21 protein-coding genes and 1 pseudogene are annotated in these 25,904 nt (G+C 71.4%); 7 read left to right on the top strand and 15 right to left on the bottom strand.

What is annotated here, in order from left to right:
* Nucleotides 1–19: 19 nt before the first annotated feature.
* From tal to pgl, 4 genes are read left to right on the top strand one after another with little or no spacing between them, the layout of a single operon-like run.
* Nucleotides 20–1,138: a transaldolase gene (gene tal, locus Q3Y56_RS07170; protein ID WP_304461114.1), complete on the top strand. Its 1,119-nt coding sequence runs from the start codon at nt 20–22 to the stop codon at nt 1,136–1,138.
* Entirely contained in the window at nt 1,135–2,676 is a 1,542-nt protein-coding gene (zwf, locus tag Q3Y56_RS07175; RefSeq protein ID WP_304461115.1) for a glucose-6-phosphate dehydrogenase, read from the top strand. Before tal ends, zwf begins: the two co-directional genes overlap by 4 nt.
* The gene (gene opcA / locus Q3Y56_RS07180) at nt 2,673–3,752 is read left to right on the top strand and encodes a glucose-6-phosphate dehydrogenase assembly protein OpcA (RefSeq protein WP_304461116.1); all 1,080 of its coding nucleotides are present in this window, start codon (nt 2,673–2,675) and stop codon (nt 3,750–3,752) included. Before zwf ends, opcA begins: the two co-directional genes overlap by 4 nt.
* The gene (pgl, locus tag Q3Y56_RS07185; RefSeq protein ID WP_304461117.1) at nt 3,749–4,531 is read left to right on the top strand and encodes a 6-phosphogluconolactonase; all 783 of its coding nucleotides are present in this window, start codon (nt 3,749–3,751) and stop codon (nt 4,529–4,531) included. Before opcA ends, pgl begins: the two co-directional genes overlap by 4 nt.
* A gap of 98 nt (nt 4,532–4,629) precedes the next feature.
* On the opposite strand, the gene pgi is transcribed toward pgl, so the two are convergent.
* The 13 genes and pseudogenes from pgi to Q3Y56_RS07250 all read right to left on the bottom strand — a co-directional run bounded on the left by pgi (nt 4,630) and on the right by Q3Y56_RS07250 (nt 18,766).
* Nucleotides 4,630–6,282, bottom strand: coding sequence for a glucose-6-phosphate isomerase (pgi, locus tag Q3Y56_RS07190; protein WP_304465502.1), 1,653 nt, complete (start codon nt 6,280–6,282; stop codon nt 4,630–4,632).
* A gap of 60 nt (nt 6,283–6,342) precedes the next feature.
* Nucleotides 6,343–7,638 (bottom strand): MFS transporter, encoded by a 1,296-nt coding sequence (locus tag Q3Y56_RS07195; protein ID WP_304461118.1) that lies wholly within the window; start codon nt 7,636–7,638, stop codon nt 6,343–6,345.
* Nucleotides 7,639–7,769: 131 nt separating this feature from the next.
* On the bottom strand, nt 7,770–8,105 hold the full coding sequence (locus tag Q3Y56_RS07200) for an RNA polymerase-binding protein RbpA (RefSeq protein ID WP_304461119.1): 336 nt from the start codon (nt 8,103–8,105) through the stop codon (nt 7,770–7,772).
* Nucleotides 8,106–8,279: 174 nt separating this feature from the next.
* On the bottom strand, nt 8,280–8,507 hold the full coding sequence (gene secG / locus Q3Y56_RS07205; protein ID WP_304461120.1) for a preprotein translocase subunit SecG: 228 nt from the start codon (nt 8,505–8,507) through the stop codon (nt 8,280–8,282).
* A gap of 171 nt (nt 8,508–8,678) precedes the next feature.
* Nucleotides 8,679–9,455 (bottom strand): triose-phosphate isomerase, encoded by a 777-nt coding sequence (tpiA, locus tag Q3Y56_RS07210; protein ID WP_304461121.1) that lies wholly within the window; start codon nt 9,453–9,455, stop codon nt 8,679–8,681.
* A gap of 5 nt (nt 9,456–9,460) precedes the next feature.
* On the bottom strand, nt 9,461–10,663 hold the full coding sequence (gene pgk / locus Q3Y56_RS07215) for a phosphoglycerate kinase (protein ID WP_304461122.1): 1,203 nt from the start codon (nt 10,661–10,663) through the stop codon (nt 9,461–9,463).
* A gap of 114 nt (nt 10,664–10,777) precedes the next feature.
* Nucleotides 10,778–11,782 (bottom strand): type I glyceraldehyde-3-phosphate dehydrogenase, encoded by a 1,005-nt coding sequence (gap, locus tag Q3Y56_RS07220; protein WP_304461123.1) that lies wholly within the window; start codon nt 11,780–11,782, stop codon nt 10,778–10,780.
* A 249-nt stretch (nt 11,783–12,031) separates the two neighbouring features.
* Nucleotides 12,032–13,021, bottom strand: a complete 990-nt coding sequence (gene whiA, locus Q3Y56_RS07225; RefSeq protein ID WP_304461124.1) for a DNA-binding protein WhiA — start codon at nt 13,019–13,021, stop codon at nt 12,032–12,034.
* A pseudogene (gene yvcK / locus Q3Y56_RS07230) lies at nt 13,012–14,039 on the bottom strand (uridine diphosphate-N-acetylglucosamine-binding protein YvcK). Before yvcK ends, whiA begins: the two are co-directional and overlap by 10 nt.
* Nucleotides 14,036–14,971, bottom strand: a complete 936-nt coding sequence (gene rapZ / locus Q3Y56_RS07235; RefSeq protein ID WP_304461125.1) for an RNase adapter RapZ — start codon at nt 14,969–14,971, stop codon at nt 14,036–14,038. The pseudogene yvcK and the gene rapZ overlap by 4 nt, the downstream one beginning before the upstream one ends.
* Before the next feature lie 114 nt (nt 14,972–15,085).
* Nucleotides 15,086–17,074 carry an excinuclease ABC subunit UvrC gene (uvrC, locus tag Q3Y56_RS07240; protein ID WP_304461126.1) on the bottom strand — a complete coding sequence of 663 codons (1,989 nt, stop codon included), beginning with the start codon at nt 17,072–17,074 and terminating at the stop codon, nt 15,086–15,088.
* A gap of 170 nt (nt 17,075–17,244) precedes the next feature.
* Entirely contained in the window at nt 17,245–18,111 is an 867-nt protein-coding gene (locus Q3Y56_RS07245; protein ID WP_304461127.1) for a hypothetical protein, read from the bottom strand.
* A 4-nt stretch (nt 18,112–18,115) separates the two neighbouring features.
* Entirely contained in the window at nt 18,116–18,766 is a 651-nt protein-coding gene (locus Q3Y56_RS07250; protein WP_304461128.1) for a papain-like cysteine protease family protein, read from the bottom strand.
* Nucleotides 18,767–19,103: 337 nt separating this feature from the next.
* Between Q3Y56_RS07250 and Q3Y56_RS07255 the strand changes: the two genes are divergently transcribed.
* Entirely contained in the window at nt 19,104–20,048 is a 945-nt protein-coding gene (locus Q3Y56_RS07255; protein ID WP_304461129.1) for a hypothetical protein, read from the top strand.
* 146 nt (nt 20,049–20,194) lie between these two features.
* On the opposite strand, the gene Q3Y56_RS07260 is transcribed toward Q3Y56_RS07255, so the two are convergent.
* A complete protein-coding gene (locus Q3Y56_RS07260) occupies nt 20,195–20,620 on the bottom strand; it encodes a ubiquinol-cytochrome c reductase iron-sulfur subunit (protein ID WP_304461130.1) in 426 nt (141 codons plus the stop codon).
* Between the two features lie 233 nt (nt 20,621–20,853).
* Between Q3Y56_RS07260 and Q3Y56_RS07265 the strand changes: the two genes are divergently transcribed.
* Complete coding sequence (locus tag Q3Y56_RS07265) at nt 20,854–21,804, top strand: carbohydrate kinase (protein WP_304461131.1); 951 nt, start codon at nt 20,854–20,856, stop codon at nt 21,802–21,804.
* A 114-nt stretch (nt 21,805–21,918) separates the two neighbouring features.
* On the opposite strand, the gene uvrA is transcribed toward Q3Y56_RS07265, so the two are convergent.
* Nucleotides 21,919–24,939 carry an excinuclease ABC subunit UvrA gene (uvrA, locus tag Q3Y56_RS07270; protein ID WP_304461132.1) on the bottom strand — a complete coding sequence of 1,007 codons (3,021 nt, stop codon included), beginning with the start codon at nt 24,937–24,939 and terminating at the stop codon, nt 21,919–21,921.
* A 253-nt stretch (nt 24,940–25,192) separates the two neighbouring features.
* Here uvrA and Q3Y56_RS07275 point away from each other — a divergent pair, with 253 nt between their 5' ends.
* Nucleotides 25,193–25,903: a maleylpyruvate isomerase family mycothiol-dependent enzyme gene (locus Q3Y56_RS07275; RefSeq protein WP_304461133.1), complete on the top strand. Its 711-nt coding sequence runs from the start codon at nt 25,193–25,195 to the stop codon at nt 25,901–25,903.
* Nucleotide 25,904: the final 1 nt, after the last annotated feature.

The following is a 25,904-nucleotide window of genomic DNA, read 5'->3' on the forward strand; positions in this document are numbered from 1 at the left end:
AGTAGGAGTTGCAGATTTCATGACCGACGCACTCAAGCGCCTCTCCGAAGAAGGCGTCGCGATCTGGCTCGACGACCTCTCGCGCAAGCGGATCACCTCCGGCAACCTGTCCGAACTGATCGACCAGCAGCACGTCGTCGGCGTCACGACCAACCCGTCGATCTTCCAGAAGGCGATCTCCGGCGGTGACGGGTACGAGCAGCAGCTCGCCGACCTCGCGGCCCGCAAGGTCACCGTCGACGAGGCCGTCCGGATGATCACCACGGCGGACGTCCGGGACGCCGCCGACATTCTGCGCCCGGTGTTCGACGCCACCGGCGGCCAGGACGGCCGGGTCTCCATCGAGGTCGACCCGCGGCTGGCGCACAACACCGCCGCGACGATCGCCGAGGCCAAGCAGCTCGCCTGGCTGGTCGACCGGCCGAACACCCTGATCAAGATCCCGGCCACCAAGGCGGGCCTGCCCGCGATCACCGAGGTGATCGGCCTGGGCATCAGCGTCAACGTCACGCTGATCTTCTCGCTGGAGCGCTACCGCGAGGTGATGGACGCCTACCTGGCCGGTCTGGAGAAGGCCAAGGCCGCGGGCCTGGACCTGACCAAGATCCGTTCCGTGGCGTCCTTCTTCGTGTCCCGCGTGGACACCGAGATCGACAAGCGCCTGGAGAAGATCGACGGCGAAGAGGCGAAGGCGCTGCGCGGCAAGGCAGCACTCGCCAACGCCCGGCTGGCCTACCAGGCGTACGAGGAGGTGTTCTCCGGCGACCGCTGGGCCGCGCTGGACAAGGCGGGCGCCCACAAGCAGCGTCCGCTGTGGGCCTCGACCGGCGTCAAGGACCCGGCCTACAAGGACACGCTGTACGTGGACGAGCTGGTCGCCCCGGGCACGGTGAACACCATGCCGGAGGCCACGCTCCAGGCCACGGGCGACCACGGCCAGATCACCGGCGACACCGTGCGCGGCACGTACGAGCAGGCCAAGGCCGACCTCGACGCGCTGGCGAAGCTCGGCGTCTCCTACGACGACGTCGTGCAGCTGCTGGAGGACGAGGGCGTCGAGAAGTTCGAGGCGTCCTGGAACGACCTGCTGGAGTCCACCGAGGCGGAGCTCAAGCGCCTCGCTCCTTCGGAGGCATGAAATTGTCTTCTTTCGTCAACGGGGCGAACCCGCTCCGTGACGCCCAGGACCGTCGGCTCCCGCGCATCGCGGGGCCGTCGGGCCTGGTGATCTTCGGCGTCACGGGCGATTTGTCACGCAAGAAGCTGATGCCGGCCGTTTACGACCTGGCCAATCGCGGCCTGCTGCCGCCGGGCTTCTCGCTCGTCGGCTTCGCCCGCCGCGACTGGGAGCAGGAGGACTTCGCCCAGGTCGTCCACGACGCGGTGAAGGAACACGCCCGCACGCCGTTCCGCGAGGAGGTCTGGCAGCAGCTTGCCGAAGGCTTCCGCTTCGTCCCCGGCGAGTTCTCCGACGACGAGGCCTTCGAGACCCTCAAGGCGACGATCGAGGACCTCGACAAGGCGCGCGGCACCGGCGGCAACTTCGCCTTCTACCTCTCGGTCCCGCCGAAGTTCTTCCCCACGGTCGTGCAGCAGCTCAAGAAGCACGGCCTGTCGGACGGGCCGGGCGACTCCTGGCGGCGCGCGGTCATCGAGAAGCCCTTCGGCCACGACCTGGCCAGCGCCCAGGAGCTCAACCAGGTCGTCCACCAGGTCTTCCCGCCCAGCGACGTGTTCCGTATCGACCACTACCTGGGCAAGGAGACGGTCCAGAACATCCTGGCGCTGCGCTTCGCCAACACGATGTTCGAGCCGCTGTGGAACCGGTCCTACGTCGACCATGTGCAGATCACCATGGCGGAGGACATCGGCATCGGCGGCCGTGCCGGCTACTACGACGGCATCGGCGCCGCCCGCGACGTCATCCAGAACCACCTGCTCCAGCTGCTGGCCCTGACCGCCATGGAGGAGCCCTCCTCCTTCGACGCCAAGGCCCTGGTCACCGAGAAGCTCAAGGTCCTCAAGGCCGTCAAGCTGCCGCGGGAGCTGGGCAAGCACACCGTGCGCGGACAGTACGCGCACGGCTGGCAGGGCGGCGAGGAGGTGCTGGGCTACCTGGAGGAAGAGGGCATCGACCCGCAGTCGAAGACCGACACCTTCGCCGCCATCAAGCTGGAGATCGACAACCGCCGGTGGGCGGGCGTCCCCTTCTATCTGCGCACCGGCAAGCGGCTCGGCCGCCGGGTCACCGAGATCGCGGTGGTCTTCCAGCGCGCCCCGCACTCCCCCTTCGACACCACCGACACCCAGGAGTTGGGGCAGAACGCCCTGGTCATCCGGGTGCAGCCGGACGAGGGCATCACGATCAGGTTCGGCTCCAAGGTGCCCGGCACCTCGATGGAGATCCGGGACGTGACGATGGACTTCGCGTACGGCGAGTCCTTCACCGAGTCCAGCCCGGAGGCGTACGAGCGGCTGCTGCTGGACGTCCTGCTGGGCGACGCGAACCTCTTCCCGCGCCACCAGGAGGTGGAGGAGTCCTGGCGGATCCTCGACCCGATCGAGGAGTACTGGGACAAGCACGGCAAGCCCGAGCAGTACACCGCCGGGACCTGGGGGCCGAAGGCGGCGGACGAGATGCTCGCACGAGACGGACGGAGCTGGCGCCGGCCATGAACATCGATCTCACGGACACCACGTCCAGCCAGATCAACGCGGCTCTGGTGCGGGCCCGCCGGGCGACCGGCACGCCCGCCGTCGGCATGGTGCTCACCCTCGTCATCGTGACCGACGAGGGAAACCACTACGACGCGCTCAAGGCCGCCAGCGAGGCGTCCAAGGAGCATCCGTCCCGCATCCTCGTCGTCATCAAGCGGCCGGGCCGCTCGCCGCGCGACCGCAAGATCGCCCGCCTGGACGCGGAGGTCCGGGTCGGCGGGGAGACCGGCACCGGTGAGACGGTGCTGCTGCGGCTCCACGGCGAACTGGCCAACCATGACCACTCGGTCGTCCTGCCGCTGCTGCTGCCGGACGCCCCGGTGGTCGTGTGGTGGCCGGAGGACGCGCCCGACAACCCCAGCGAGGACCTGCTCGGACAGCTCGCGGCGCGCCGGATCACCGACGCGCAGGCCACCGAGGACCCGGTGGCGACGCTGGGCCTGCGCGCCCAGGCGTACACGCCGGGCGACACCGACCTGGCCTGGACCCGGATCACCCCCTGGCGCAGTGTGCTGGCGGCCGCGCTCGACCAGAAGCACTCGGCCATCACGTCCGCCGTCGTCGAGGGTGAGGCGTACAACCCGAGCAGCGAGCTGCTCGCGCTGTGGCTCGCCGAGCGGCTGCGGGTGCCGGTCGAGCGCCAGGTCTCGCGGGGTCCCGGGCTGACCGCCGTGCGGCTGCAGACGGCCGACGGCACGATCTGCCTGGACCGGGCGGACGGTTCGCTGGCCGAGCTGGCGATGCCGGGGCAGCCCGACCGCCATGTCGCGCTGCACCGGCGCGACACGTCCGAGCTGATCGCGGAGGAGCTGCGCCGGCTGGACCCGGACGAGACGTACGCGTCCGCGGTGAAGTTCGGGGTCGCCAAGCTCGCCAGGAGCCAGGGGGCGTCCGCTGAGGGGACGCCGTCCGCGACCGCCATATCCGGTGCGGATGCCTCCGAGGCCGGCACCGGCAGTTCCGGGAGCCCTGCTTCCGGGAACACCGCCTCCGGCACCGCCAAGAAGACGACGGCCAAGAAGGCGGCGAAGTGACCACCCCTCAGATCGTGGTGCACCGGGACAAGGAGCTGATGGCGCAGGCCGCGGCCGCCCGGCTGATCACGAAGATCGTGGACGCCCAGGCCGCACGGGGCTCCGCCTCCGTGGTCCTCACCGGCGGGCGCAACGGCAACGGCCTGCTGGCCGCGCTCGCCGCGGCGCCCGCGCGGGACGCCGTGGACTGGTCGCGGCTGGACCTGTGGTGGGGCGACGAGCGGTACCTGCCGGAGGGCCACCCGGAGCGGAACGCCACCCAGGCCAGGGAGGCACTGCTGGACTCGGTGCCGCTCGACCCGGCCCGCGTGCACCCGATGCCCGCGTCCAACGGCCCCTTCGGCAGCGACGCGGAGGCCGCCGCCGAGGCGTATGCCGCCGAGCTGGCGGCCGCGGCGGGACCGGAGAACCGCTCGTCGGTGCCGTCCTTCGACGTGCTGCTGCTGGGCGTCGGGCCGGACACCCATGTGGCCTCGCTCTTCCCGGAACTGCCCGCGGTACGGGAGACGGAGCGGACCGTGGTCGGGGTGCGGGGCGCGCCGAAGCCGCCGCCGAACCGGATCTCGCTGACGCTGCCCGCGATCCGCGCCGCCCGCGAGGTGTGGCTGCTGGCGGCGGGCGAGGACAAGGCCAAGGCCGTGACCATCGCGCTGTCGGGGGCCGGCGAGATCCAGGCCCCGGCGGCGGGGGCCCAGGGCCGCAGCAGGACGCTGTGGCTGCTCGACCAGGCCGCCGCCGCGGGGCTGCCGCGGAGCCTGTACCCGCCGGCGTCACCCTGAGGCCGCCCACGGGATCCGTGTTCACGCCCGATTGACGCGACGACGCCCGGCCGGAGAATCCGGCCGGGCGTCGTCGCGTCTCCGGGTGCGGTCAGAGGTCAGCGGCCGCGCATCTCGCGGTACGCGGCGACCAGTCCGGCCGTGGAGGCGTCCAGGCCCGGCACGTCCGCGCCCTCGGTCAGCGCCGGCTCCACTCGCTTGGCCAGCACCTTGCCGAGCTCCACGCCCCACTGGTCGAAGGAGTCGATGTTCCAGACGGCGCCCTGGACGAACACCTTGTGCTCGTACAGCGCGACCAACTGGCCCAGCACGGACGGGGTGAGCTCCTTGGCCAGGATCGTGGTCGTCGGGTGGTTGCCGCGGAACGTCTTGTGCGGCACCAGCTCGGCGGGCACGCCTTCGGCGGCGACCTCTTCGGCGGTCTTGCCGAACGCCAGCGCCTGGCCCTGCGCGAAGAGATTGGCCATCAGCAGGTCGTGCTGCTCGGCCAGCCCCGGAAGGAGGCCCGGCACCGGGTTCGCGAAGCCGATCAGATCCGCCGGGATGACCTTGGTGCCCTGGTGGAGCAGCTGGTAGTAGGCGTGCTGGCCGTTGGTGCCGGGCGTGCCCCAGACCACCGGCCCGGTCTGCCAGGCCACCGGATTCCCCTGCCGGTCCACCGACTTGCCGTTGGACTCCATGTCCAGCTGCTGGAGGTAGGCGGTGAACTTCGACAGGTAGTGGCTGTACGGCAGGACCGCGTGCGACTGCGCGTCGTGGAAGTTGTTGTACCAGACGCCCAGCAGGCCGAGCAGCAGCGGCGCGTTCTCCTCCGGGGGAGCGCACCGGAAGTGCTCATCCACCTCGTGGAAGCCCGCCAGCATCTCCCGGAAGTGGTCGGGGCCGATGGCGATCATCAGCGACAGGCCGATCGCCGAGTCGTACGAGTAGCGGCCGCCGACCCAGTCCCAGAACTCGAACATGTTCGCCGTGTCGATACCGAACTCCGCGACCTTCTCGGCGTTCGTCGACAGCGCCACGAAGTGCTTGGCGACGGCCTCGGGGCCCGCCCCCAGCCCGGTCAGCAGCCAATTGCGGGCGGAGATGGCGTTGGTGACGGTCTCGATGGTGGTGAACGTCTTGGAGGCGACGATGAACAGCGTCTCGGCCGGGTCGAGGTCGTGCACCGCCTCGTGCAGATCGGCGCCGTCCACGTTGGACACGAAACGGAAGTCCATGTCGCGTGCGGTGTAGGCGCGCAGCACCTCGTACGCCATCGCCGGGCCGAGGTCGGAGCCGCCGATCCCGATGTTCACCACCGTCGTGATGCGCTTGCCGGTGTGGCCGGTCCACTGGCCCGAACGCACGCGGTCGGCGAACGTCGCCATCTTGGTGAGGACGGCGTGCACGTCCGGCACCACGTCCTTGCCACCGGCCTTGATGACCGCCGACCGCGGTGCCCGCAGGGCCGTGTGCAGCACCGCGCGGTCCTCGGTGGTGTTGATCCGCTCCCCGCGGAACATCGCCTCCCGCAGCTCGGCCACCCCGGCGGCCGCGGCCAGCTCGCGCAGCAGCCGCAGCGTCTCGTCCGTCACCAGGTGCTTGGAGTAGTCCAGATGGAGGTCACCGACCCGGAGGGTGAACCGGCTCGCGCGGTCGGGGTCGTCGGCGAACAACTCACGCAGATGGGTCCCGCCGAGCTCCTGACGGTGTTTGGCCAGCGCGTGCCACTCAGGCATCTGGTCCAGCCTGCCGCGGCCTTCCTTGTTCATCTCGGACATCAGCCCACTTCTTCTCGTGCCTGCACCCCGCCGCCACCAACCTTAAGGCCGTCAGGTGGCCGGTCGCTTCCCGGGAGACCCGCCGGCGACGCCCCTGAGGCCGGGAACCATCGCCAGCACGCCGAGCAGGATGGTCACCGCACACAGCAGCGCCGGGGCGCCGCCTCCCCAGGCCGCGGCCGCTCCCCCGCCGAGCAGCGCGCCCAGCGGTGCGCCGCCCATCGACATCGTGCGGAACGCCGCGCTGACCCGGCCGAGGGTCTCCGCCGGGCTGCGCTCCTGCACCATCGTCACTTCCGTGACATTCCAGATCATTCCGGCGAAGCCGAAGACACCGAGGGCGGCGACGGCGACGGGCAGGCTGCGGACCGACCCGAGCGCGGCCAGCGCCCCGACCTGCGCCGTGCCGCACACGGCGAGCGCGCGGGCCTGGCCCAGCCGTTCCACGACACGCGGTGCCGCCAGCCCGCCGAGGACGCTGCCTATGCCGTAGACGGTGATGACGGCCGCGTAACCGGCCTCGCCGGCGCCCAGCCAGCCGGTGACCATCAGGACGAGGGTGGCGATGAGCCCGCCGATGCCGACGTTGCACAGCGTGGTGGAGACGCACAGGGCTCGCAGGGTCCTGTCCCGCCACAGCGTGCGCAGGCCGTCGGCGATGTCGCGTCGTATCGTGCCGCCCGCGGCGCGGGGTTCGCGCTCCGGCGGGTCCGCCCGCAGCGACGCGACGAGCACGGCGGCGACGCCGTAGGTGGCGGCATCGGCCGCGTAGGGCATGGCCACCCCGAGCCCGAGCAGCACCGGGACCAACGGCGCCCCGACGAACCGGCCCGCGATCTCCTGGCCGGTCATCAGCCGGGCGTTGGCCCGGCTCAGCGACTCGCGCGGCACCACGGACGGCAGCAGCGCCGTGGCGGCGTTGTCGAAGAGCGTCTGGAGCGTGGTCAGAGCGAAGGCCAGCACGATCAGCCAGGCGATCGTGGCCTGGCCCAGCCACACCATGACGGCGAAACCGGCCATCAGCACCCCGCGGGCGGCGTCCACCGCCCACATCGCCCGCCGCTGGTCCACCCGGTCCGCGAGGGCCCCGCCCAGCAGCCCGAACAGCAGCCACGGCAGGAAGCCGCACGCGGTCACCAGCGACACCAGCAGCGCCGAGTCGGTCAGGGACACCGCGAGCAGCGGCAGCGCGGCGCCCCGCAGCGCGTCGCCGAAGCGCGACACGACGGCCGCGGACCACAGCCGCCCGAAGCCTCCGCCCGCTCCCGGCCCGGCGCCCCCGAGCCAGGCACGCCGCCCGCCCCGCGGGCCCTGCGCGCCCGGCTCGCCTGCTTCCAGCGCGGTCATGCCACCCCCGTCCACGTCCCGCGGATCACCCTCACGTCACCATAGGGCCGGGCACTGACAACGGCCCGTCCGCGCACCCGCGACGGGTGCCCGGACGGGCCGTGTTACCGCTGTGCCGGAATCGGGTTCCGCTAGATCTCGCCCCGGAGCTTGGCGAGGGCCTCAGCGAGGATGGCCTCGCCGTCGGCGTCGCTCCGCCGCTCCCGTACATACGCCAGATGCGTCTTGTACGGCTCGGTACGCGGCGCGTCCGGCGGGTTGTCCCGGTCCTTGCCGGCCGGGAGGCCGCAGCGGGGGCAGTCCCAAGTGTCCGGGATCTGCGCGTCGCTGGCGAAGCTCGGCTGAGTCTCGTGCTCGTTCGAGCACCAGAAGGAGATGCGCAGACGCGGCGCGGACTCGCCTCGCTCGGCCTCTCCCATCGGCCCCGCTCCGACCCGACTTCCTCGGATCGCGTTGCCACTTGCCACGGTCGTAACTCCCTGCGTGATGGTGCCGCGAAGCGTCGTAAGCAGCTCCGCTGCGGGCGCCCCAGTCTACGTAAGGCCCAACGCGCGTCCAGTGGCAGGAGTTACACCGCCCGCCCCCGAGGACGCCAGCTCCATGATAGGCCGGACAGACGACGGTACGTCAGCTGGCGGACATCAGTCGAGCTTCATGAGCAGGCCGAGCGTCACGATGCAGACGAACCAGAGCATGCCCACCACGACGGTGATCCGGTCGAGGTTGCGCTCGGCGACCGAAGAACCACCCACGGAGGACTGCATGCCGCCGCCGAACATGTCGGACAGGCCGCCGCCCTTTCCCTTGTGCATGAGCACCAGCATCATCAACAGAACGCTGAAGATGATGAGGGCGATCGAGAACCCCATGACCACGGCTGGACCAACTCTCTCGGGTGCAAAAACTGACGAAAAACCCAGACAACAGCGAACAATAGCGTCGGGGCCGGGTGGCGCGTGTGCGCCGGTCCCGGCCCCGACAGCGTACGACGGGGAGTGCCCGTCGTCATAGCTGCAGCTCGTCGCGGTGTCCGCGGGCCGTTACTGGTCCCGGAACCGGACGATCTTGACGAACTCGTCGGCGTCCAGCGCCGCGCCGCCGACCAGCGCGCCGTCCACGTCCGGCTGCGCCATGATCGCCGCGACGTTCCCGGCCTTCACCGAGCCGCCGTACTGGATGCGGACCTTGTCGGCCAGCTCCTGGCTGTACAGCTCGGCCAGCCGGCCGCGGATCGCACCGCAGACCTCCTGGGCGTCCTCGGGCGTGGCGACCTCGCCGGTGCCGATGGCCCAGACCGGCTCGTAGGCGATCACGATCGTCTCGGCCTGCTCGGCCGGGATGTCCTTCAGAGCGCCGTCGACCTGCGCGAGGGTGTGCGCGACCTGGTTGCCGGCCTTGCGGACGTCCAGGCCCTCGCCGACACACAGGATCGGGGTGAGGCCGTGCCGGTACGCGGCCTTCACCTTGGCGTTGCACAGCTCGTCGGTCTCGGCGTGGTACTGCCGCCGCTCGGAGTGCCCGATGGCGACGTAGGCACACTTCAGCTTGGCGAGCATCGGGCCGGAGACCTCGCCGGTGTACGCCCCGGAGTCCTGCGCCGAGAGGTCCTGGGCACCGTACTTGATCTTCAACTTGTCGCCCTCGACCAGCGTCTGCACCGAGCGCAGGTCGGTGAAGGGCGGCAGGACCGCGACCTCGACGGCCTCGTAGTCCTTGTCGGCGAGCGCGAAGGCGAGCTTCTGGACGTGCGCGATGGCCTCGAGGTGGTTGAGGTTCATCTTCCAGTTGCCCGCCATCAGCGGGATGCGGTCACTCACTGTGTTCAGTCCTCCAGTGCGGCGAGGCCGGGGAGGGTCTTGCCCTCAAGGTATTCGAGGCTGGCCCCGCCACCGGTCGAAATGTGGCCGAAAGCGGTCTCGTCGAAGCCGAGCGTGCGGACGGCCGCGGCCGAGTCGCCACCGCCGACGACGGTGAAGGCGTCGGTGTCGAGGAGCGCCCGGGCGATGGCGGTCGTGCCACCGGCGTAGTCCGGGTGCTCGAAGACACCGAGCGGTCCGTTCCAGAAGACGGTCGCGGCGTCGGCGAGCTTGGACGCGTACAGCTCGCGGGTCTTCGGGCCGATGTCCAGGCCCTCCTTGTCGGAGGGGATCTTGTCGGCGTCGACGGTGACGAAGTCCGCGGGGGCCTTCGTCTTCAGGTCCGGGAAGTCGGCCGAGGCCAGGATGTCGACCGGCAGGACCAGCTCGACGCCGTTCCGCTCGGCCCGCTCCATGTACTCGGTGACGGCCGGGATCTGGTCCTCCTGAAGGAGGGAGATGCCGACCTCGTAGCCCTTGGCCTTGAGGAAGGTGTACGCCATGCCGCCGCCGATCAGCAGGCGGTCGGCCTTGCCGAGCAGCTCGTCGATGACGGCGAGCTTGTCGGAGACCTTGGCGCCGCCGAGCACGACCACGTACGGGCGCTTGACGTCCTCGGTGAGCTTCTTCAGGACGCCGACCTCGGTGGCGATCAGGTCGCCCGCGGCGTGCGGCAGCCGGGCCGGGAGGTCGTAGACCGAGGCGTGCTTGCGGTGCACGGCGCCGAAGCCGTCGCCGACGTACACGTCCGCGAGCGCGGCGAGCTGGTCGGCGAAGGCGGCCCGCTCGGCGTCGTCCTTGCTGGTCTCGCCGGCGTTGAAGCGGAGGTTCTCCAGCAGCGTGACCTCGCCGTCGCCGAGAGCGGCGACGGTGGCCTTCGCGCTGTCCCCCACGGTGTCGGTCGCGAAGGCGACCGGCTTGCCGAGGATCTCACCGAGCCGCTTGGCGACCGGCTGAAGCGAGAACTGCGGGTCCGGGGCGCCCTTGGGACGGCCCAGGTGGGAGGCGACGATCACCTTGGCACCGGCCTCGGCCAGCTTGGCGATGGTCGGCGCGACGGCCCGGATCCGGCCGTCGTCGGTGATGGTGTCGCCGTCGAGCGGGACGTTGAGGTCGGCGCGGACGAAGACCCGCTTACCGGCGACCTCGAGGTCGGCGATCGTCTTCATGACTGTGGACTCTCCTTAGAGTCGAGACAAGCAACAGGGCTCGCCTGCGCGTTGTGCGTGCGCTGTGCGAGCCCCGTCGCTCACATCGAATTGCCGCTCAGTGCCGGATCAGGCTCAGAGCTGGCCGCCGACGAAGACGGTCAGGTCCACCAGGCGGTTGGAGTAGCCCCACTCGTTGTCGTACCAGCCGACGACCTTGACCTGCTTGCCCTGGGCCATCGTCAGCGAGGCGTCGAAGGTGCAGGACGCCGGCCAGTTGACGATGTCGGACGAGACGATGGCGTCCTCGGTGTACTCGAGGATGCCCTTGAGCTGGCCCTCGGCGGCCTTCTGGAAGGCGGTGTTGATCTCTTCCTTGGTGACCTCGCGGTCGAGCTCCAGGACGAGGTCGGTGACCGAGCCGGTCGGGACCGGGACGCGCATGGCGATGCCGTCCAGCTTGCCCTTGAGCTGCGGCAGGACCAGGGCGGTGGCCTTGGCGGCACCCGTCGAGGTCGGGATGATGTTCTGCGCGGCGGCCCGCGCGCGGCGCAGGTCGCTGTGCGGGAAGTCCAGGATGCGCTGGTCGTTGGTGTACGCGTGGACGGTCGTCATCAGGCCCTTGGTGATGCCGAAGTTCTCGTCGAGAACCTTGGCCATCGGCGCCACGCAGTTGGTGGTGCAGGAGGCGTTGGAGATGACGTGGTGGTTGGCCGCGTCGTACTTGTCCTGGTTGACGCCCATCACGATCGTGATGTCCTCGCCCTTGGCGGGCGCGGAGATCAGGACCTTCTTGGCGCCGGCGGCCAGGTGCTTGGCCGCGTCGTCGCGCTTGGTGAAGATGCCGGTGGACTCGACGACGATGTCGGCGCCCAGCTCGGCCCACGGAAGGTTCGCCGGGTCACGCTCGGCGAGGGTCTTGAAGGTCTGGTTGCCGACGGTGATGGTGTCGTCGGTGTGGCTGACCTCGTGCTTCAGCCGACCCAGGATGGTGTCGTACTTCAGGAGGTGGACCAGGGTGGCGTTGTCGGTCAGGTCGTTGACACCGACGATCTCGATGTCCGCGCCCTGCTCCAGGAGCGCGCGGAAGTAGTTGCGGCCGATGCGGCCGAAGCCGTTGATGCCTACGCGGATCGTCACGAACCGATCTCCTCGTTGGTGTGCCGGCCAGGACGCCGGCGAGCGTATGGGTTGTCCCCGACCGCCTCCGACCCTACCGCCTGCACGGGACCTACGTGACATTGGCGGCGGCGGCCCGCGACCACCATCGAGTGGTTCGGGCCGCCGCGTCAGCCGTCCAGGCGCCGCACGGTCGGTCATCGGATCGTCGTACAGGCGGGGTTGCCCGTTCGGCATGCCTGGCCGACGGCTCGCGGGGCGCCACCCGGGTCAGCCGACCATGCCCTCGGCCATCTCCTCGGTCAGGCTGGATTCCGTACCGGGGATCCCGAGGTCCTGTGCGCGCTTGTCGGCCATGGCCAGCAGCCGGCGGATACGGCCCGCGACGGCGTCCTTGGTCAGCGGCGGGTCGGCGAGCGCCCCCAGCTCCTCCAGGGATGCCTGCTTGTGCTCCATACGCAGCCGCCCGGCCGCCGCGAGGTGCTCCGGCACCTCGTCGCCGAGGATCTCCAGGGCGCGCTGCACCCGCGCGCCCGCGGCGACGGCGGCCCGCGCCGAGCGGCGCAGGTTGGCGTCGTCGAAGTTGGCCAGCCGGTTGGCGGTGGCCCGCACCTCGCGGCGCATCCGCCGCTCCTCCCAGGCCAGGACCGACTCGTGGGCCCCGAGCCGGGTCAGCAGCGCGCCGATCGCGTCACCGTCGCGGACGACCACCCGGTCCACGCCGCGCACCTCGCGCGCCTTGGCCGCGATCTGGAGGCGGCGGGCCGCGCCGACCAGCGCGAGGGCGGCCTCGGGGCCCGGACAGGTGACCTCCAGCGAGGAGGAGCGGCCGGGCTCGGTGAGCGAGCCGTGGGCGAGGAAGGCGCCGCGCCAGGCGGCCTCGGCGTCGCAGGTGGCGCCGGAGACGACCTGCGGGGGCAGGCCGCGGATGGGACGGCCGCGGCCGTCGACCAGGCCGGTCTGGCGGGCCAGCTGGTCACCGCCGGCGACCACCCGGACCACGTACCGGCTGCCGCGGCGCAGCCCGCCCGGGGCCATCACCACCAGGTCGGAGGCGTGCCCGAAGATCTCCAGGATGTCCTTGCGCAGCCGCCGGGCGGCGATGCCGGTGTCCAGTTCGGCCTCGATCACGATGCGTCCGCTGACCAGGTGCAGGCCACCCGCGAACCTCAGGATCGCCGAGACTTCCGCCTTCCGGCAGCACGTCCGGGTGACGGGAAGCCGGGAGATTTCGTCCTTCACCGCTGGCGTCATCGCCATGGGCCGATCCTTCCATGCATCCGAAAAATACGGTCGTACGCGGCGGCCAGCAGCTCCGGGTCGTGCCGGGGAGCCCCGTCGGGCGCAGCCACAGGGGCCAGCTCGACCGTGCCGCCCAACCGCTCGGCGGCGTCACACAGGCTGCTCTGGTCGGGCACCGCTGCGGCGTCGGCCAGCACCACGTCGAAGGCGAGTTTAGGGGCGTGTCGGGCCAAAACCTCCAAATGACGCTGCGGGGAGAAGCCTTCGGTTTCACCGGGCTGGGGGGCGAGGTTCAGCGACAGGACACGCCGGGCCTTGGTCTCGACGAGCGCGTCGAGCAGCTCGGGGACCAGCAGGTGCGGGATGACCGAGGAGAACCAGGAGCCCGGGCCGAGCACCACCCAGTCGGCGTCGAGCACCGCGGCGACGGCCTCGGGCACGGCGGGCGGGTCCTCCGGGACCACGTGCACGGACTGCACCTCGCCCGGGGTCAGCGCCACGGTGGCCTGGCCGCGGACGGTGGAGATCTCGTCGGGGCGGTCCGGGTCGTGCCCCCGTACGAGCGCCTGGAGCTCCAGCGGGACCGCGGACATGGGCAGCACCCGGCCGTGCGCCCCCAGGAGCCTGCCGACCCACTCCAGCGCCTTGACGGGATCGCCCAGCTGCTCCCACAGGGCGACGATCAGCAGGTTGCCCACGGCGTGGCCGTGCAGCTCGCCCTCGCTGGCGAAGCGGTGCTGGATGACCCGGGCCCAGGTCTGGCCCCAGTCGTCGTCGCCGCACAGTGCGGCCAGCGCCTTGCGCAGGTCACCGGGGGCAGGACGCCCAGCTCGTCGCGGAGCCGGCCGCTGGAGCCGCCGTCGTCGGCCACGGTGACGACGGCGGTGAGGTCTCCGGTGATGCGGCGCAGCGCCGCGAGGGAGGCGGACAGGCCCATGCCGCCGCCGAGCGCGACGACCTTGGGCTGGGCACCACGGCCCGAGCGGCCGCCGACCAGCCGCCGCAGACGCCGGGTGCGGAAGGGCGGAAGGCTCACTCGCGCCCCATGTCGCGGTGGACGACGACGGTCTCCACGCCTTCGGCGGCGAGCCGGGCGGCGAGCCGCTCGGACATCGCGACGCTGCGGTGCTTGCCGCCGGTGCACCCGACGGCGATGGTCACATAGCGCTTGCCCTCGCGCCGGTATCCCGTGGCGATCAGCTGGAGCAGCTCGGCGTAGCGGTCGAGGAACTCCTTGGCGCCGGGCTGGTTGAAGACGTAGCCGGACACCTCCTCGTTGAGCCCGGTGAAGGGGCGCAGCTCCGGCACCCAGTGCGGGTTCGGCAGGAAGCGGCAGTCGACCACGAGGTCGGCGTCGACCGGCAGGCCGTACTTGTAGCCGAACGACATGACGGTGGCGCGCAGCTCCGGCTCCTCGTCGCCGGCGAACTGGGCGTCCATCTTGGCGCGCAGCTCGTGCACGTTGAGGCTGGAGGTGTCGATCACCAGGTCGGCGTCGCCGCGCAGCTCGCGCAGCAGGTCGCGCTCGGCGGCGATGCCGTCCACGATCCGCCCGTCGCCCTGGAGCGGGTGCGGGCGGCGTACGGACTCGAACCGGCGCACCAGCGCGTCGTCGGACGCCTCCAGGAACAGCACACGGCGCTTGACGTGCTTGGCCTCCAGGTCGGCCAGGGACTCGCGGAGGTTGTCGAAGAACCGGCGGCCGCGCACGTCCACGACGACGGCGATCCGGGCCACGTTCCCCTGCGAGCGGGCGCCGAGGTCCACCATGGTGGGGATCAGGGCGGGCGGCAGGTTGTCCACGACGAACCAGCCGAGGTCCTCCAGGCACTTGGCGGCGGTGCTGCGGCCCGCCCCGGACATGCCAGAGATGATCACCAGCTCGGGGATGGCCGAGGTCTCGGCCGTGTCCCCGTTCGTGCCCGTACTCACCTGTGCTCCGTCTCCGTCGGTGTCATGCGCGTTCATCCTGCTGTCCCCCGTGTCAGTGGCGACGCCGCCGCTGCGGCCTCGCCTTCCATAGTCCTACCTCCGCGGGGGTGGTCTGCCCGTCCGCGGCCCGCCCGCGGGCGGCGTCCCATGTCAGCCCTCTTCTCCGTCGAGAATCTCGCCGGTGGCGGTGTTGACCGCCGGGGCGGCCGGAGCCGCCTGCGCCAGGGCCGCGGCGACGGTCTCGGCCGTCTTGCGGCCGATGCCGGGGACCTGGCAGATCTCGTCGACGGTGGCCGCGCGCAGCCGCTTGACCGAGCCGAAGTGCTTCAGCAGCGCCTGGCGGCGGGTGCCGCCCAGGCCCGGCACCGCGTCGAGCGGGCCGGCCTTCATGGTCTTGGCGCGCTTGCTGCGCTGGTAGGTGATGGCGAACCGGTGGGCCTCGTCGCGGACCCGCTGGAGGAGGTAGAGCCCCTCGCTGCTGCGGGGCAGCACCACGGGGTCGTGCTCGCCGGGCAGCCAGACCTCTTCGAGGCGCTTGGCCAGGCCGCAGACGGCGACGTCGTCGACGCCGAGCTCCTCCAGAGCCTTCTTGGCGGCGGCGACCTGCGGCGCGCCGCCGTCGACGACGACCAGCTGGGGCGGGTAGGCGAACTTCTTCGGCCTGCCGTCCTCGCCGATGGGCCCGCCGTTCGCCTCGGTGACGTCGGTGGCGTCTTCCTCCTGCCACTCCCCCGTCTTCTGCTTCTCCTGGAGATACCGGCGGAAGCGGCGGCTGACGACCTCGTGCATGGAGCGGACGTCGTCCTGCCCTGCGAAGCTCTTGACCTGGAAGCGGCGGTACTCGCTCTTGCGCGCCAGGCCGTCCTCGAAGACGACCATGGAGGCCACGACGTCGTCGCCCTGGAAGTGCGAGATGTCGAAGCACTCGATGCGCAGCGGCGCGGAGTCCAGGTCCAGGGCCTCGGCGATCTCCTCCAGCGCGCGGGAGCGGGTGGTCAGGTCCGAGGCGCGCTTGGTCTTGTGCAGCACGAGCGCCTGCTGGGCGTTCCGCTGCACCGTCGCCATCAGGTCCTTCTTGTCGCCGCGCTGCGGTATCCGCAGGTCGACGCGGGCGCCGCGGCGCTCGGTGAGCCACTGGGCGACCGGTGCGACGGGGTCCGGCAGGGCGGGCACCAGGACCTCCTTGGGCACGGCGTCGCCCTTCTCCTCGCCGTAGAGCTGCTGGAGGGCGTGTTCGACCAGGCCCGCGGTGTCCACGGCCTCGACCTTGTCGGTGACCCAGCCGCGCTGGCCGCGGACCCGGCCGCCGCGCACGTGGAAGATCTGGACCGCGGCTTCGAGCTCGTCCTCGGCGACGGCGATCAGGTCGGCGTCGGTGGCGTCGGCGAGGACGACGGCGTTCTTCTCCATGGCGCGCCTGAGCGCCTCGATGTCGTCGCGCAGCCGGGCCGCCCGCTCGTACTCCATCTCCTCGGCGGCCTGGTGCATCTCCTGTTCGAGGCGGCGCAGGTAGGTGCCGGTGCGGCCGGCCATGAAGTCGCAGAACTCCTCGGCGAGTTCGCGGTGCTCTTCGGCGGTGACCCGGCCGACGCACGGGGCGGAGCACTTGCCGATGTAGCCGAGGAGGCAGGGCCGGCCGATCTGGTGGGAACGCTTGAAGACCCCGGCGGAGCAGGTCCGTACGGGGAAGACCCGCAGCATGAGGTCGACGGTCTCGCGGATGGCCCAGGCGTGGGCGTACGGGCCGAAGTAGCGCACGCCCTTCTTCTTGGGGCCGCGCATCACCTGGACGCGGGGGAACTCCTCGCCCATGGTGACCGCCAGGGACGGATAGCTTTTGTCGTCCCGGTACTTGACGTTGAACCGGGGGTCGAACTCCTTGATCCAGGAGTACTCGAGCTGCAGCGCCTCGACCTCGGTGGAGACCACGGTCCACTCCACGGACGCCGCGGTGGTGACCATGGTGCGGGTGCGCGGGTGGAGGTTCGCCAGGTCCTGGAAGTACGAGGAGAGCCGCTGGCGCAGGCTCTTCGCCTTTCCGACGTAGATCACCCGGCCGTGCTCGTCCCGGAACCTGTAGACCCCCGGCGAGTCGGGGATCTGTCCCGGCTTGGGTCGGTAGCTGCTGGGGTCGGCCATGGTCACCACCCTACTGGCGGACAGTGACAACGCGGTCCCGCAGACGACGCGGTCCCGCGGCGGCGGCCGGGCCGTCCGGCTCCGGTGGGGATTCCCCCTCCGGGGCCGGACGGCCGCGGCTGCTCTCCTGGTGCCTGCCGGCGGGCTTCCTCTTTTACAGAGTCCCGCGTTTACAGAGTCCCGCGGCGGCGGGTGCGCAGGGCCGCGGCCCCGCACAGGCCCAGCGCGACGATCGCGCCGGCGCCGGCGACGGTGGACGTGGCGGTGAGCAGCCCGTCGCCGCTGCCGCCGGCCGCCTGCTGCTCCTGCTCCTGCTTCGGCTGCGGGCCGTATCCGCCGGCCTTGCCCTTCTTGGCGTACGCCGACCCGGGCAGCTTGTCCCCGTACGCCGTGTGGACCCGCTTCTGGTAGGCGCGGACCGTGGTGCCGTCCGAGCCGATCGCGCGCGTGGCGTCGGCGTCGAGCGGCAGGACGCGGTCGCCCCGCTGGACGTACCAGGCGTCGATCTGCGGCTCGCGGAAGACGGTGCCGCCCTTGAGCTTCTTCGCGCCCTTGGCGGCGTACCGGGTCTCGTCGTCGCCGGTCGCGATGTTCACGACCTGCCAGGACCCGCCCTGGCGTACGGTCCACACCGACGCCGCCTGGCCGTCCGAGGAGACGGCCTTGCTGGCGAGGAATTCCAGTTCGGCGACGGGCGTGCGCAGCGCGTCGCGGGCCGCCGGGTCGGCTGCCACGAACGCGGCGGAGAGGATGTAGACGGGCACGGTGGCGCCCTCGATGCGCGGGGCGGCCGTCCGCTTGGCGCCGGCCTTTCCGTCCCCCTTGGCGGCCGCTCCGTCCCGCGTGAAGAAGCGGGAGAGGGTGTCGAGCGTGGCGGGGGCGGTCGCGGCGTCGCGGGCGGCGCTGACCGCCGTCGCGGCGGGCGCCTCGGGGGCCACCGGGGCCGGATCGGCCTGGGCCGCGGGCGCGGCGACTCCGACGAGGGCGGCGACGAGCGCGCCACCGGCGAGGGCGCGGGTTGCGTTGACGAAGGTCACGGTGTCACGCCCCGATCCGGTAGAGCGAGTGGGTCCAGGAGAACTGGTTGTTGTTCACGTACCAGCTGTGAGAGGCCCAGTTGTAGCGGTTGCTGGACGGCCACGGGTCACCCCAGTACACCAGGCTGTTCTCGTCGTCGTAGCCGTACACGACGTGCATGTGCCCACCTCCCGACGACCACTGGATACGGGTCTCGATCGGACGGTCCGCGTCGATCTCGCTCACGACGGTGGAGTAGCGCAGCCATCCGTTCACGTAGGAGCCGGGGGATATACCGGCCCATCTCAGCCCGGTCTGCACATTACCGAGAGTCGCCTGCCAGTTGGGGCAGTCGTAGCCCTGGGCGCGGTCGAACGCGGCGTTGCAGAACTGGTTCTGGCTGTAGTTGCGGCCGTACCAGGTGGCGATGGTGTTGCCCGACGCGGCCCAGCACCAGTTGGTCTTCTGCTGCGCCTGCATGGTGATGTCGAGCTGGTTGTAGTAGAGGTCCTCCGCGGCGACGGCCTTGGTGTCCTTGGTGCCGCTGCCGGGCGCGTGTGCCGCGCTCGCGGTCGCCGTGGGCAGCGCGAGCAGCGCGGCGGCGGCCAGCGCGGCGACGGACAGCCGTCTGCCGCGCCTTCCGCGTATACGCGATGCATGGGAAACGAGAGACATGGACGTTCCTCCCGAATGAGCCGATGGATGAGGGGGGTGTGGGGTGGGGGGTGTCGGCGTGGGGAGGCCGACGTGGGGGGGGTGCCGGCGCGGGAGGCCGACGTGGGGTGTCGGCGCCAAGAGGCCGGCGTGGGGGGTGAGGAGCGCGTCCGGACGCTGGTCTGGAGCATCAGGTGTTGTTCGAATCCGGTCAACACGCTTCAATGCGAGGTGACATCGCGATGTGAACGATCCGGACCGGATGTGAACGACGCGTGCCCTTGAACGCTGGAACATGGCGTTCTTGAGGACGTGGTGCTCTGCGTCCGATCGTGAATGTTCACAGAGGAGTTCGCTGATGGCGCAGACCACCGCTCACGCGGACGCGGCCGAAGCGGAACTGGCGAAAGCCCTGCGCACCGGCCCGTTCCATCTCGCCCTGCGGGCGGCGCTGGCCGCCCGCGGCCTGGCCCTGCACCGGGTGCAGCACCGGCTCGCCCAGCGCGGCATCAAGGTCGGGGTCACCAGCCTCAGTTACTGGCAGCAGGGCGCGCGGCGGCCGCAGCGGGCCGAGTCGCTCCGGGCGGTACGGGCCCTGGAGGACGTACTGGAACTGCCCGCCCAGGCGCTGACCCGGCTGCTCGATCCCGGCTTCCGCCCCCAGGCGGAACGCCCCGCCGCGCGCACGTACCGCACGCTGCTGGAGCACTCCGGCGCCTTGGAGGGCATACTCGCCGAGCTGGAGGCACCGGCCGACGGCGGGCTGCACACCGTCTGCCAGATGGAGCGGGTGTGCATCGGCCCGCGCCGGGAGCTCCAGGGGCGCGACTCCCAGCACGTCGTCCGCGCGCACCGGGACGGCGTCGACCGCTACATCGCCATCCACCACGGGGAGGTCGGCGGCGACCCCTCCCAGGTCGCGGTCCGGGCCTGGGAGAACTGCCGCCTGGGGCGGGTTCGCTGGGACATGGCCGCCAACCTGGTCGTCGCGGAGCTGCTGTTCGACGCGCGGCTGCGTGCTGGGGACACGTACCTCTTCAGTTACGGCTTCGAGGACGGCACCGGCGGCCAGAGCACGGAGTACGAGCGGGGCTTCCCCTTCGCGAGCGGGCAGTACGTGCTCCAGGTGCGGTTCGACGCGGCAGCACTGCCCGTACGCTGTCGCCGCTTCGCGCGCGCCTCGGCGGGCGCCCCGCGCGGCGGGCAGCGGGAACTGACGCTGAGCGGCCAGCACCGGGTGGTGCACGTGGCCGAGCACGATGTGCGGCCGGGAATCCTGGGGATCGCCTGGGACTGGAACTGAGCGCGCGGAGCGGCGGGTACGGGGGCCGGGGCCCCGCCGGCACCGGCCGGGCGCCGGGGCGCCCGTACCGTCACGCCACGGCTGCCCGCGTCCAGCCCTCCGAGGTCATGCCGCCGGCCCCGGTGCGCTGCGGCGGTCGGCGGCGGTCAGGCCTCCGGGCCGACGATCAACCTGCCGCCCTCGGTGCGCACGGGCACGGCCGGCAGTGGCGCCACCGCCGGCCCCGTCAGCACCTTGCCGGTCCGCGCGTCGAACTCGCTGCCGTGGCAGGCGCACTTGATCCGCTCGTCCTCCACCGAGCTCACCACGCACCCGGCGTGCGTGCAGACCGCCCCGAACGCCTTGTACTCGCCCTTGGCGAGCTGCGTGACCACGACCCGGTCCTCGCGGTAGAGCTTGGTCCCGCCCACGGGGACGTCGCCGGGCGCGCCGAGGTCGATCGGCGCGGTCGGGGTCGGTGGGGCCTTCGGGCCGCCGTCACCGGGGTCGCAGGCGGCGACGCCGAACCCGGCGGCACCGGCCAGCGCGGCCCCTCGCAGTACTGTTCGGCGGGTGGCGGGCTGGCTGCTCATGGGGACTCCTGTGCGTGGGGCGTGCGTGGCCGACGATACCGGCACAGAGCGCGCCGTTCGGACGGCGGTGGCCGGGCGTACGCGAACGTTCGCGCGAGCACCGACGCGAACGCTTATGCCGCGTGGGGTGATGGGATACGTTTCGGCGTCGAAGGGGGACGGGCGACGACGATGGTGGATGTGGCCCGGCGCTCCGGGGGGGGGATGAACGACCGACGAAAGGACCGGCCCTCGTGATCGTCGTTGCCGGAGAGGCCCTGATCGATCTCGTGCCGGACCGCGCCAGGACGGGCGGCGGACTGCCCGCCCTGCTGCCGCGCCGGGGCGGCGGTCCGTACAACACCGCGGTGGCGCTGGGGCGGCTCGGCTCTCCGACCGCGTTCTGCTCCCGTGTGTCGACCGACGCCTTCGGCGAGGCGCTGCTGGCCGGACTGCGCGCCGACGGGGTGGACACCACGCTGGTGCAGCGCGGACCGGAACCCACCACGCTCGCGGTCGCCGACATCGGCTCGGACGGGTCGGCGGGGTACGGCTTCTACGCCGAGGGCACCGCGGACCGGCGCTTCGCGCTGCCCGGTTCCCTGCCCGAGTCGGTCACGGCCGTCTCCGTGGGCACCTGCTCCCTGGTGCTGGAGCCGGGCGCGAGCGCCTACGAGGCGCTGCTGCGGCGCGAGGCCGCGCGGGGCCTGTTCACGGCGCTCGACCCCAACATCCGCCCCGGTCTCATCGCCGACGCGGACGCCTACCGCGCCCGCTTCCGGTCCTGGCTGCCCTCCGTGAGCCTGCTCAAGCTGTCGGTCGAGGACGCCGTCTGGCTGGCCGGCGGGACCGCGGACCGCGACCTCGACGCCGTGCCGACGCGAGCGCGGGAGTGGCTGGCCGAGGGGCCGGCAGCGGTCGTCCTCACCCATGGCGCGGACGGGCTGACCGTGCTGACCCGCGCGGGCGGCTCGGTGACCGTACCGGGCGAACGGGTCGCTGTGGCCGACACCATCGGCGCGGGCGACACGGTCAACGCCGCGCTGCTACACCGGCTGGCCGCCCACGGCGCGCTGTCCCCGACGGCGGCCGCGACGCTGGACGAGACCGCCTGGCAGGACATCCTGCGCTTCGCGGCCCGCGCCGCGGCGATCACCTGCTCCCGCCCGGGCGCGCAGCCACCGTACGCGTCGGAGCTCACGTGACACGGCGACGCGCCCGGCGAACGAGCCACCCGGTCCCGGCCGCCGTCCGACATCCGCCGGAGGGCGGGACCGGCTCCTGACGGGCGACCGCCACGCGGCGGTCGCCCGCCCGCGTCACGCCCGGCGCGCCCGTGCCGTCTTCTTGGCCGCGGCGGCGGCCGGCACGGTCGCCCCGGCGGCCTTCTTCACCGTGGTGGAGTTCGCCTTCTTCACCGCGGCCTTCTTCGCGGCGGGCTTCCTCCCCGCAGCCGCCCCGTTGCCCCGCCGGGCCGCGGGCACCACCGCGTCGCTCACCCGCTCCCCCAGCAGCTCCCGCAGGAACTTGCCGGTGTGGCTGGCGGGCACCGAGGCCACCTGCTCCGGAGTGCCCTCGGCGACCACCAGGCCACCGCCGCTGCCGCCCTCCGGGCCCATGTCCACGACCCAGTCCGCCGTCTTGATCACATCGAGGTTGTGCTCGATGACGATCACCGTGTTGCCCTTGTCGACCAGGCCCGACAGCACCGCGATCAGCTTGCTGATGTCCTCGAAGTGCAGACCGGTCGTCGGCTCGTCCAGGACGTAGACCGTGCGCCCTGTCGAGCGCTTCTGCAGCTCGCTGGCGAGCTTGACCCGCTGCGCCTCGCCGCCGGAGAGCGTCGGCGCCGACTGCCCGAGCCGCACATAGCCCAGTCCGACCTCGTTGAGCGTCCGCAGATGGCGGGCGATGGTGGGCACCGCCTCGAAGAAGTCCAGCGCCTCCTCGATCGGCATGTCCAGCACCTCGGCGATGGACTTGCCCTTGTAGTGCACCTCCAGGGTCTCCCGGTTGTAGCGCGCGCCGTGGCAGACCTCGCACGGCACGTACACGTCCGGTAGGAAGTTCATCTCGATCTTGATGGTGCCGTCACCGGCGCAGTTCTCGCATCGGCCGCCCTTCACGTTGAAGGAGAACCGGCCGGGCAGATAGCCGCGGACCTTGGCCTCCATCGTCTCCGCGAAGAGCTTGCGCACATGGTCGAAGACGCCGGTGTACGTCGCCGGGTTGGAGCGGGGCGTACGGCCGATGGGCGACTGGTCGACGTGCACGACCTTGTCGACGAGGTCGTCGCCGTCCACCCGCGTGTGGCGGCCCGGCACCGACCGCGCGCCGTTCAGCTCGCGCGCCAGGTGGGTGTAGAGGATGTCGTTGACCAGCGTGGACTTGCCCGATCCGGAGACGCCGGTGACGGCGGTGAGGACACCGAGGGGGAAGGAGACGTCGATGTCCTGCAGGTTGTTCTCGCGGGCGCCGTGCACCGTCAGCTGCCGCTCCCGGTCCACCGGCCGGCGCGACGCCGGCAGCGCGATCGCCTTCTTGCCGGACAGATACTGCCCGGTCATCGAGTCCTTGTTGCTCAGCAGTTCCTTCAAGGGGCCGCTGTGCACCACCTTGCCGCCGTGCTCGCCCGCGCCCGGGCCGATGTCCACCACCCAGTCCGAGGTCTTGATGGTGTCCTCGTCGTGCTCGACGACGATCAGCGTGTTGCCGAGGTCGCGCAGGCGCACCAGGGTCTCGATGAGCCGGTGGTTGTCGCGCTGGTGCAGGCCGATCGACGGCTCGTCCAGCACGTACAGCACGCCGACGAGGCCGGAGCCGATCTGGGTGGCGAGCCGGATGCGCTGGGCCTCACCGCCGGACAGCGTGCCCGCCGCCCGGTTCAGCGAGAGGTAGTCGAGCCCGACGTCGACCAGGAAGCGCAGCCGTTCGTTGACCTCCTTCAGCACGCGCTCGGCGATCGTCTTCTCGCGGGCGTTCAGCTTCATCCCCCGCAGGAAGTCCGCGCATTCGCTGATCGACATCGCGGAGACCTCCGCGATGGACCGGCCCTGCACGGTGACCGCGAGGACGATCGGCTTGAGGCGGGTGCCCTCACAGGTGGGGCAGGGCACCTCGCGCATGTACCCCTCGAAGCGCTCCCTGCTGGAGTCGCTCTCCGCCTCGGAGTGGCGCCGCTTGACGAACGGCACGGCGCCTTCGAAGGCCGTGGTGTAGGCCCGCTCCCGGCCGTACCGGTTGCGGTAGCGCACCTCGATCTGCGTCTTGTGGCCGTTGAGGAGCGCCTTCTTGGCCCGCTGGGGCAGCCCGGCCCAGGGGATGTCGGTACGGAAGCCGAGCGCGTCGGCGAGCGCCCCGACCAGGCGGCCGAAGTAGTCCTTCGTGTGCCCGTGGGACCAGGGGTGGATGGCGCCCTCGTCCAGGGAGCGCTCCTCGTCCGGGACGATCAGCTCGGGGTCGACCTCCATCCGCGTGCCGATGCCCGTGCAGTCCGGGCAGGCGCCGAACGGCGAGTTGAAGGAGAAGGAGCGGGGCTCCAGCTCCTCGAAGGACAGGTCGTCGTACGGGCAGTAGAGGTGCTCGGAGAACATCCGCTCGCGCTGCGGGTCGTCCTCGTCGAGGTCCACGAAGTCGAGGATCACCATGCCGCCGGAGAGCCCGAGCGCGGTCTCCACCGAGTCGGTCAGCCGGCGCTTGGCGCTGTCCTTGACGGTGAGGCGGTCGACGACGACCTCGATGGTGTGCTTCTCCTGCTTCTTCAGCTTGGGCGGATCGGACAGCTGGATGGTCTGGCCGTCCACCCGGGCCCGGCTGTAGCCCTTGGTCTGGAGGTCGGAGAAGAGGTCGACGAACTCGCCCTTGCGCTCGCGGACCAGCGGCGACAGCACCTGGAAGCGGCTGCCTTCGGGCAGCTCCAGCACCCGGTCCACGATGGCCTGCGGCGACTGCCGGGCGATCGGGCGGCCGCACTCGGGGCAGTGCGGCTTGCCGATCCGGGCGAAGAGCAGCCGGAGGTAGTCGTAGACCTCCGTGATGGTGCCGACGGTCGAGCGCGGGTTCCGCGAGGTCGACTTCTGGTCGATGGAGACGGCGGGGGACAGCCCTTCGATGAAGTCCACGTCGGGCTTGTCCATCTGTCCCAGGAACTGCCGGGCGTAGGAGGAGAGCGACTCGACGTAGCGACGCTGCCCCTCGGCGAAGATCGTGTCGAACGCGAGGGAGGACTTGCCCGATCCCGAAAGCCCGGTGAAGACGATCAGGGAGTCCCGGGGAAGGTCGAGCGAGACGTTCTTGAGGTTGTGCTCGCGAGCGCCACGGACGATGAGACGGTCGGCCACGCCGGTCGGCACCTTTCGTGAGGAAGTGAGGGGTGCGCCGGTCTCTGCTTCTCGGATCCTCTGTCTCGCTGGTCTCACCAGCGGAGGCTGACGAGCAGAGGCGGAGCGGAGCATGCCCCCGACCCAGGGTAGGGGGCGGAACGGCGTTGTCTTCAAGGATGCAGCACTCCGAGCCTATAGCACGCACATTCGAATTGCGGGCGAAGTCCGCCGCCTTCACCCGAATGAGTGGCCAAGGAGTTACGGTCAGGACATGAGTGACTACGCACGCGATGCCTCCGCGGTCCAGGGGGCCACCGACCGGCTGCTCACCGCGGTCGCCGCCCTGGACGAGGCGGCGGCCGACCAGCCGTCCCTGCTGCCCGGCTGGACCCGCGGCCATGTGCTCGCCCACCTGGCCCGGAACGCCGACGCCCTGGTCAATCTCCTCACCTGGGCACGCACCGGCGAGGAGACCCCTATGTACGCGAGCGAGGACGCCCGCGACCGCGACATCGAGCGTGACGCCGCGCGCCCGCTGCCCGTGCACCTCGACGATCTGCGCACCAGCGCCTTCCGGTTCAACGCGGCGGCCGCGGCCCTCCCGCGGGACCGCTGGACCTTCGAGGTGACCATGCGCAACGGCGTCACGGAGCGTGCCGAGCGGCTGCCGTTCCGGCGCCTGGTGGAGGTCGAGCTGCACCACGTCGACCTGGGCATCGGCTACACGATGGCGGACCTGCCCGACGCGTTCGTCGAGCAGCATCTGGCGTTCCTCACCGCGGTGAAGTTCGCCGGGCACCCGGAGCTGCCCGCGCTGCGGCTCACGGACGGCGACCGCGTGTGGGAGACGGGCCGTGCGGAGGGGCCGCGGCTCACCGTCAGCGGCCACCCCGGCGGACTGCTGGGCTGGCTCACCGGGCGGGCGGACGGCTCCGGACTGTCCTCCGACACCCCGCTGCCCACCGTCCCGCCGCTAGGCTGAG

The organism is Streptomyces sp. XD-27 (assembly GCF_030553055.1).
In the GTDB taxonomy this organism is placed as follows: Bacteria; Actinomycetota; Actinomycetes; order Streptomycetales; family Streptomycetaceae; genus Streptomyces.

Excerpts from the sequence above, each read along its gene's own strand:
- tal (WP_304461114.1), top strand. The coding sequence starts at position 20 with ATGACCGACGCACTCAAGCGCCTCTCCGAAGAAGGCGTCGCGATCTGG.
- zwf (WP_304461115.1), top strand. The coding sequence starts at position 1,135 with ATGAAATTGTCTTCTTTCGTCAACGGGGCGAACCCGCTCCGTGACGCC.
- opcA (WP_304461116.1), top strand. The coding sequence starts at position 2,673 with ATGAACATCGATCTCACGGACACCACGTCCAGCCAGATCAACGCGGCT.
- pgi (WP_304465502.1), bottom strand. The coding sequence starts at position 6,282 with ATGAACAAGGAAGGCCGCGGCAGGCTGGACCAGATGCCTGAGTGGCAC.
- Q3Y56_RS07195 (WP_304461118.1), bottom strand. The coding sequence starts at position 7,638 with ATGACCGCGCTGGAAGCAGGCGAGCCGGGCGCGCAGGGCCCGCGGGGC.
- secG (WP_304461120.1), bottom strand. The coding sequence starts at position 8,507 with ATGGGGTTCTCGATCGCCCTCATCATCTTCAGCGTTCTGTTGATGATG.
- pgk (WP_304461122.1), bottom strand. The coding sequence starts at position 10,663 with ATGAAGACGATCGCCGACCTCGAGGTCGCCGGTAAGCGGGTCTTCGTC.
- whiA (WP_304461124.1), bottom strand. The coding sequence starts at position 13,021 with ATGGCGATGACGCCAGCGGTGAAGGACGAAATCTCCCGGCTTCCCGTC.
- rapZ (WP_304461125.1), bottom strand. The coding sequence starts at position 14,971 with ATGAACGCGCATGACACCGACGGAGACGGAGCACAGGTGAGTACGGGC.
- uvrC (WP_304461126.1), bottom strand. The coding sequence starts at position 17,074 with ATGGCCGACCCCAGCAGCTACCGACCCAAGCCGGGACAGATCCCCGAC.
- Q3Y56_RS07250 (WP_304461128.1), bottom strand. The coding sequence starts at position 18,766 with ATGTCTCTCGTTTCCCATGCATCGCGTATACGCGGAAGGCGCGGCAGA.
- Q3Y56_RS07255 (WP_304461129.1), top strand. The coding sequence starts at position 19,104 with ATGGCGCAGACCACCGCTCACGCGGACGCGGCCGAAGCGGAACTGGCG.
- Q3Y56_RS07260 (WP_304461130.1), bottom strand. The coding sequence starts at position 20,620 with ATGAGCAGCCAGCCCGCCACCCGCCGAACAGTACTGCGAGGGGCCGCG.
- Q3Y56_RS07275 (WP_304461133.1), top strand. The coding sequence starts at position 25,193 with ATGAGTGACTACGCACGCGATGCCTCCGCGGTCCAGGGGGCCACCGAC.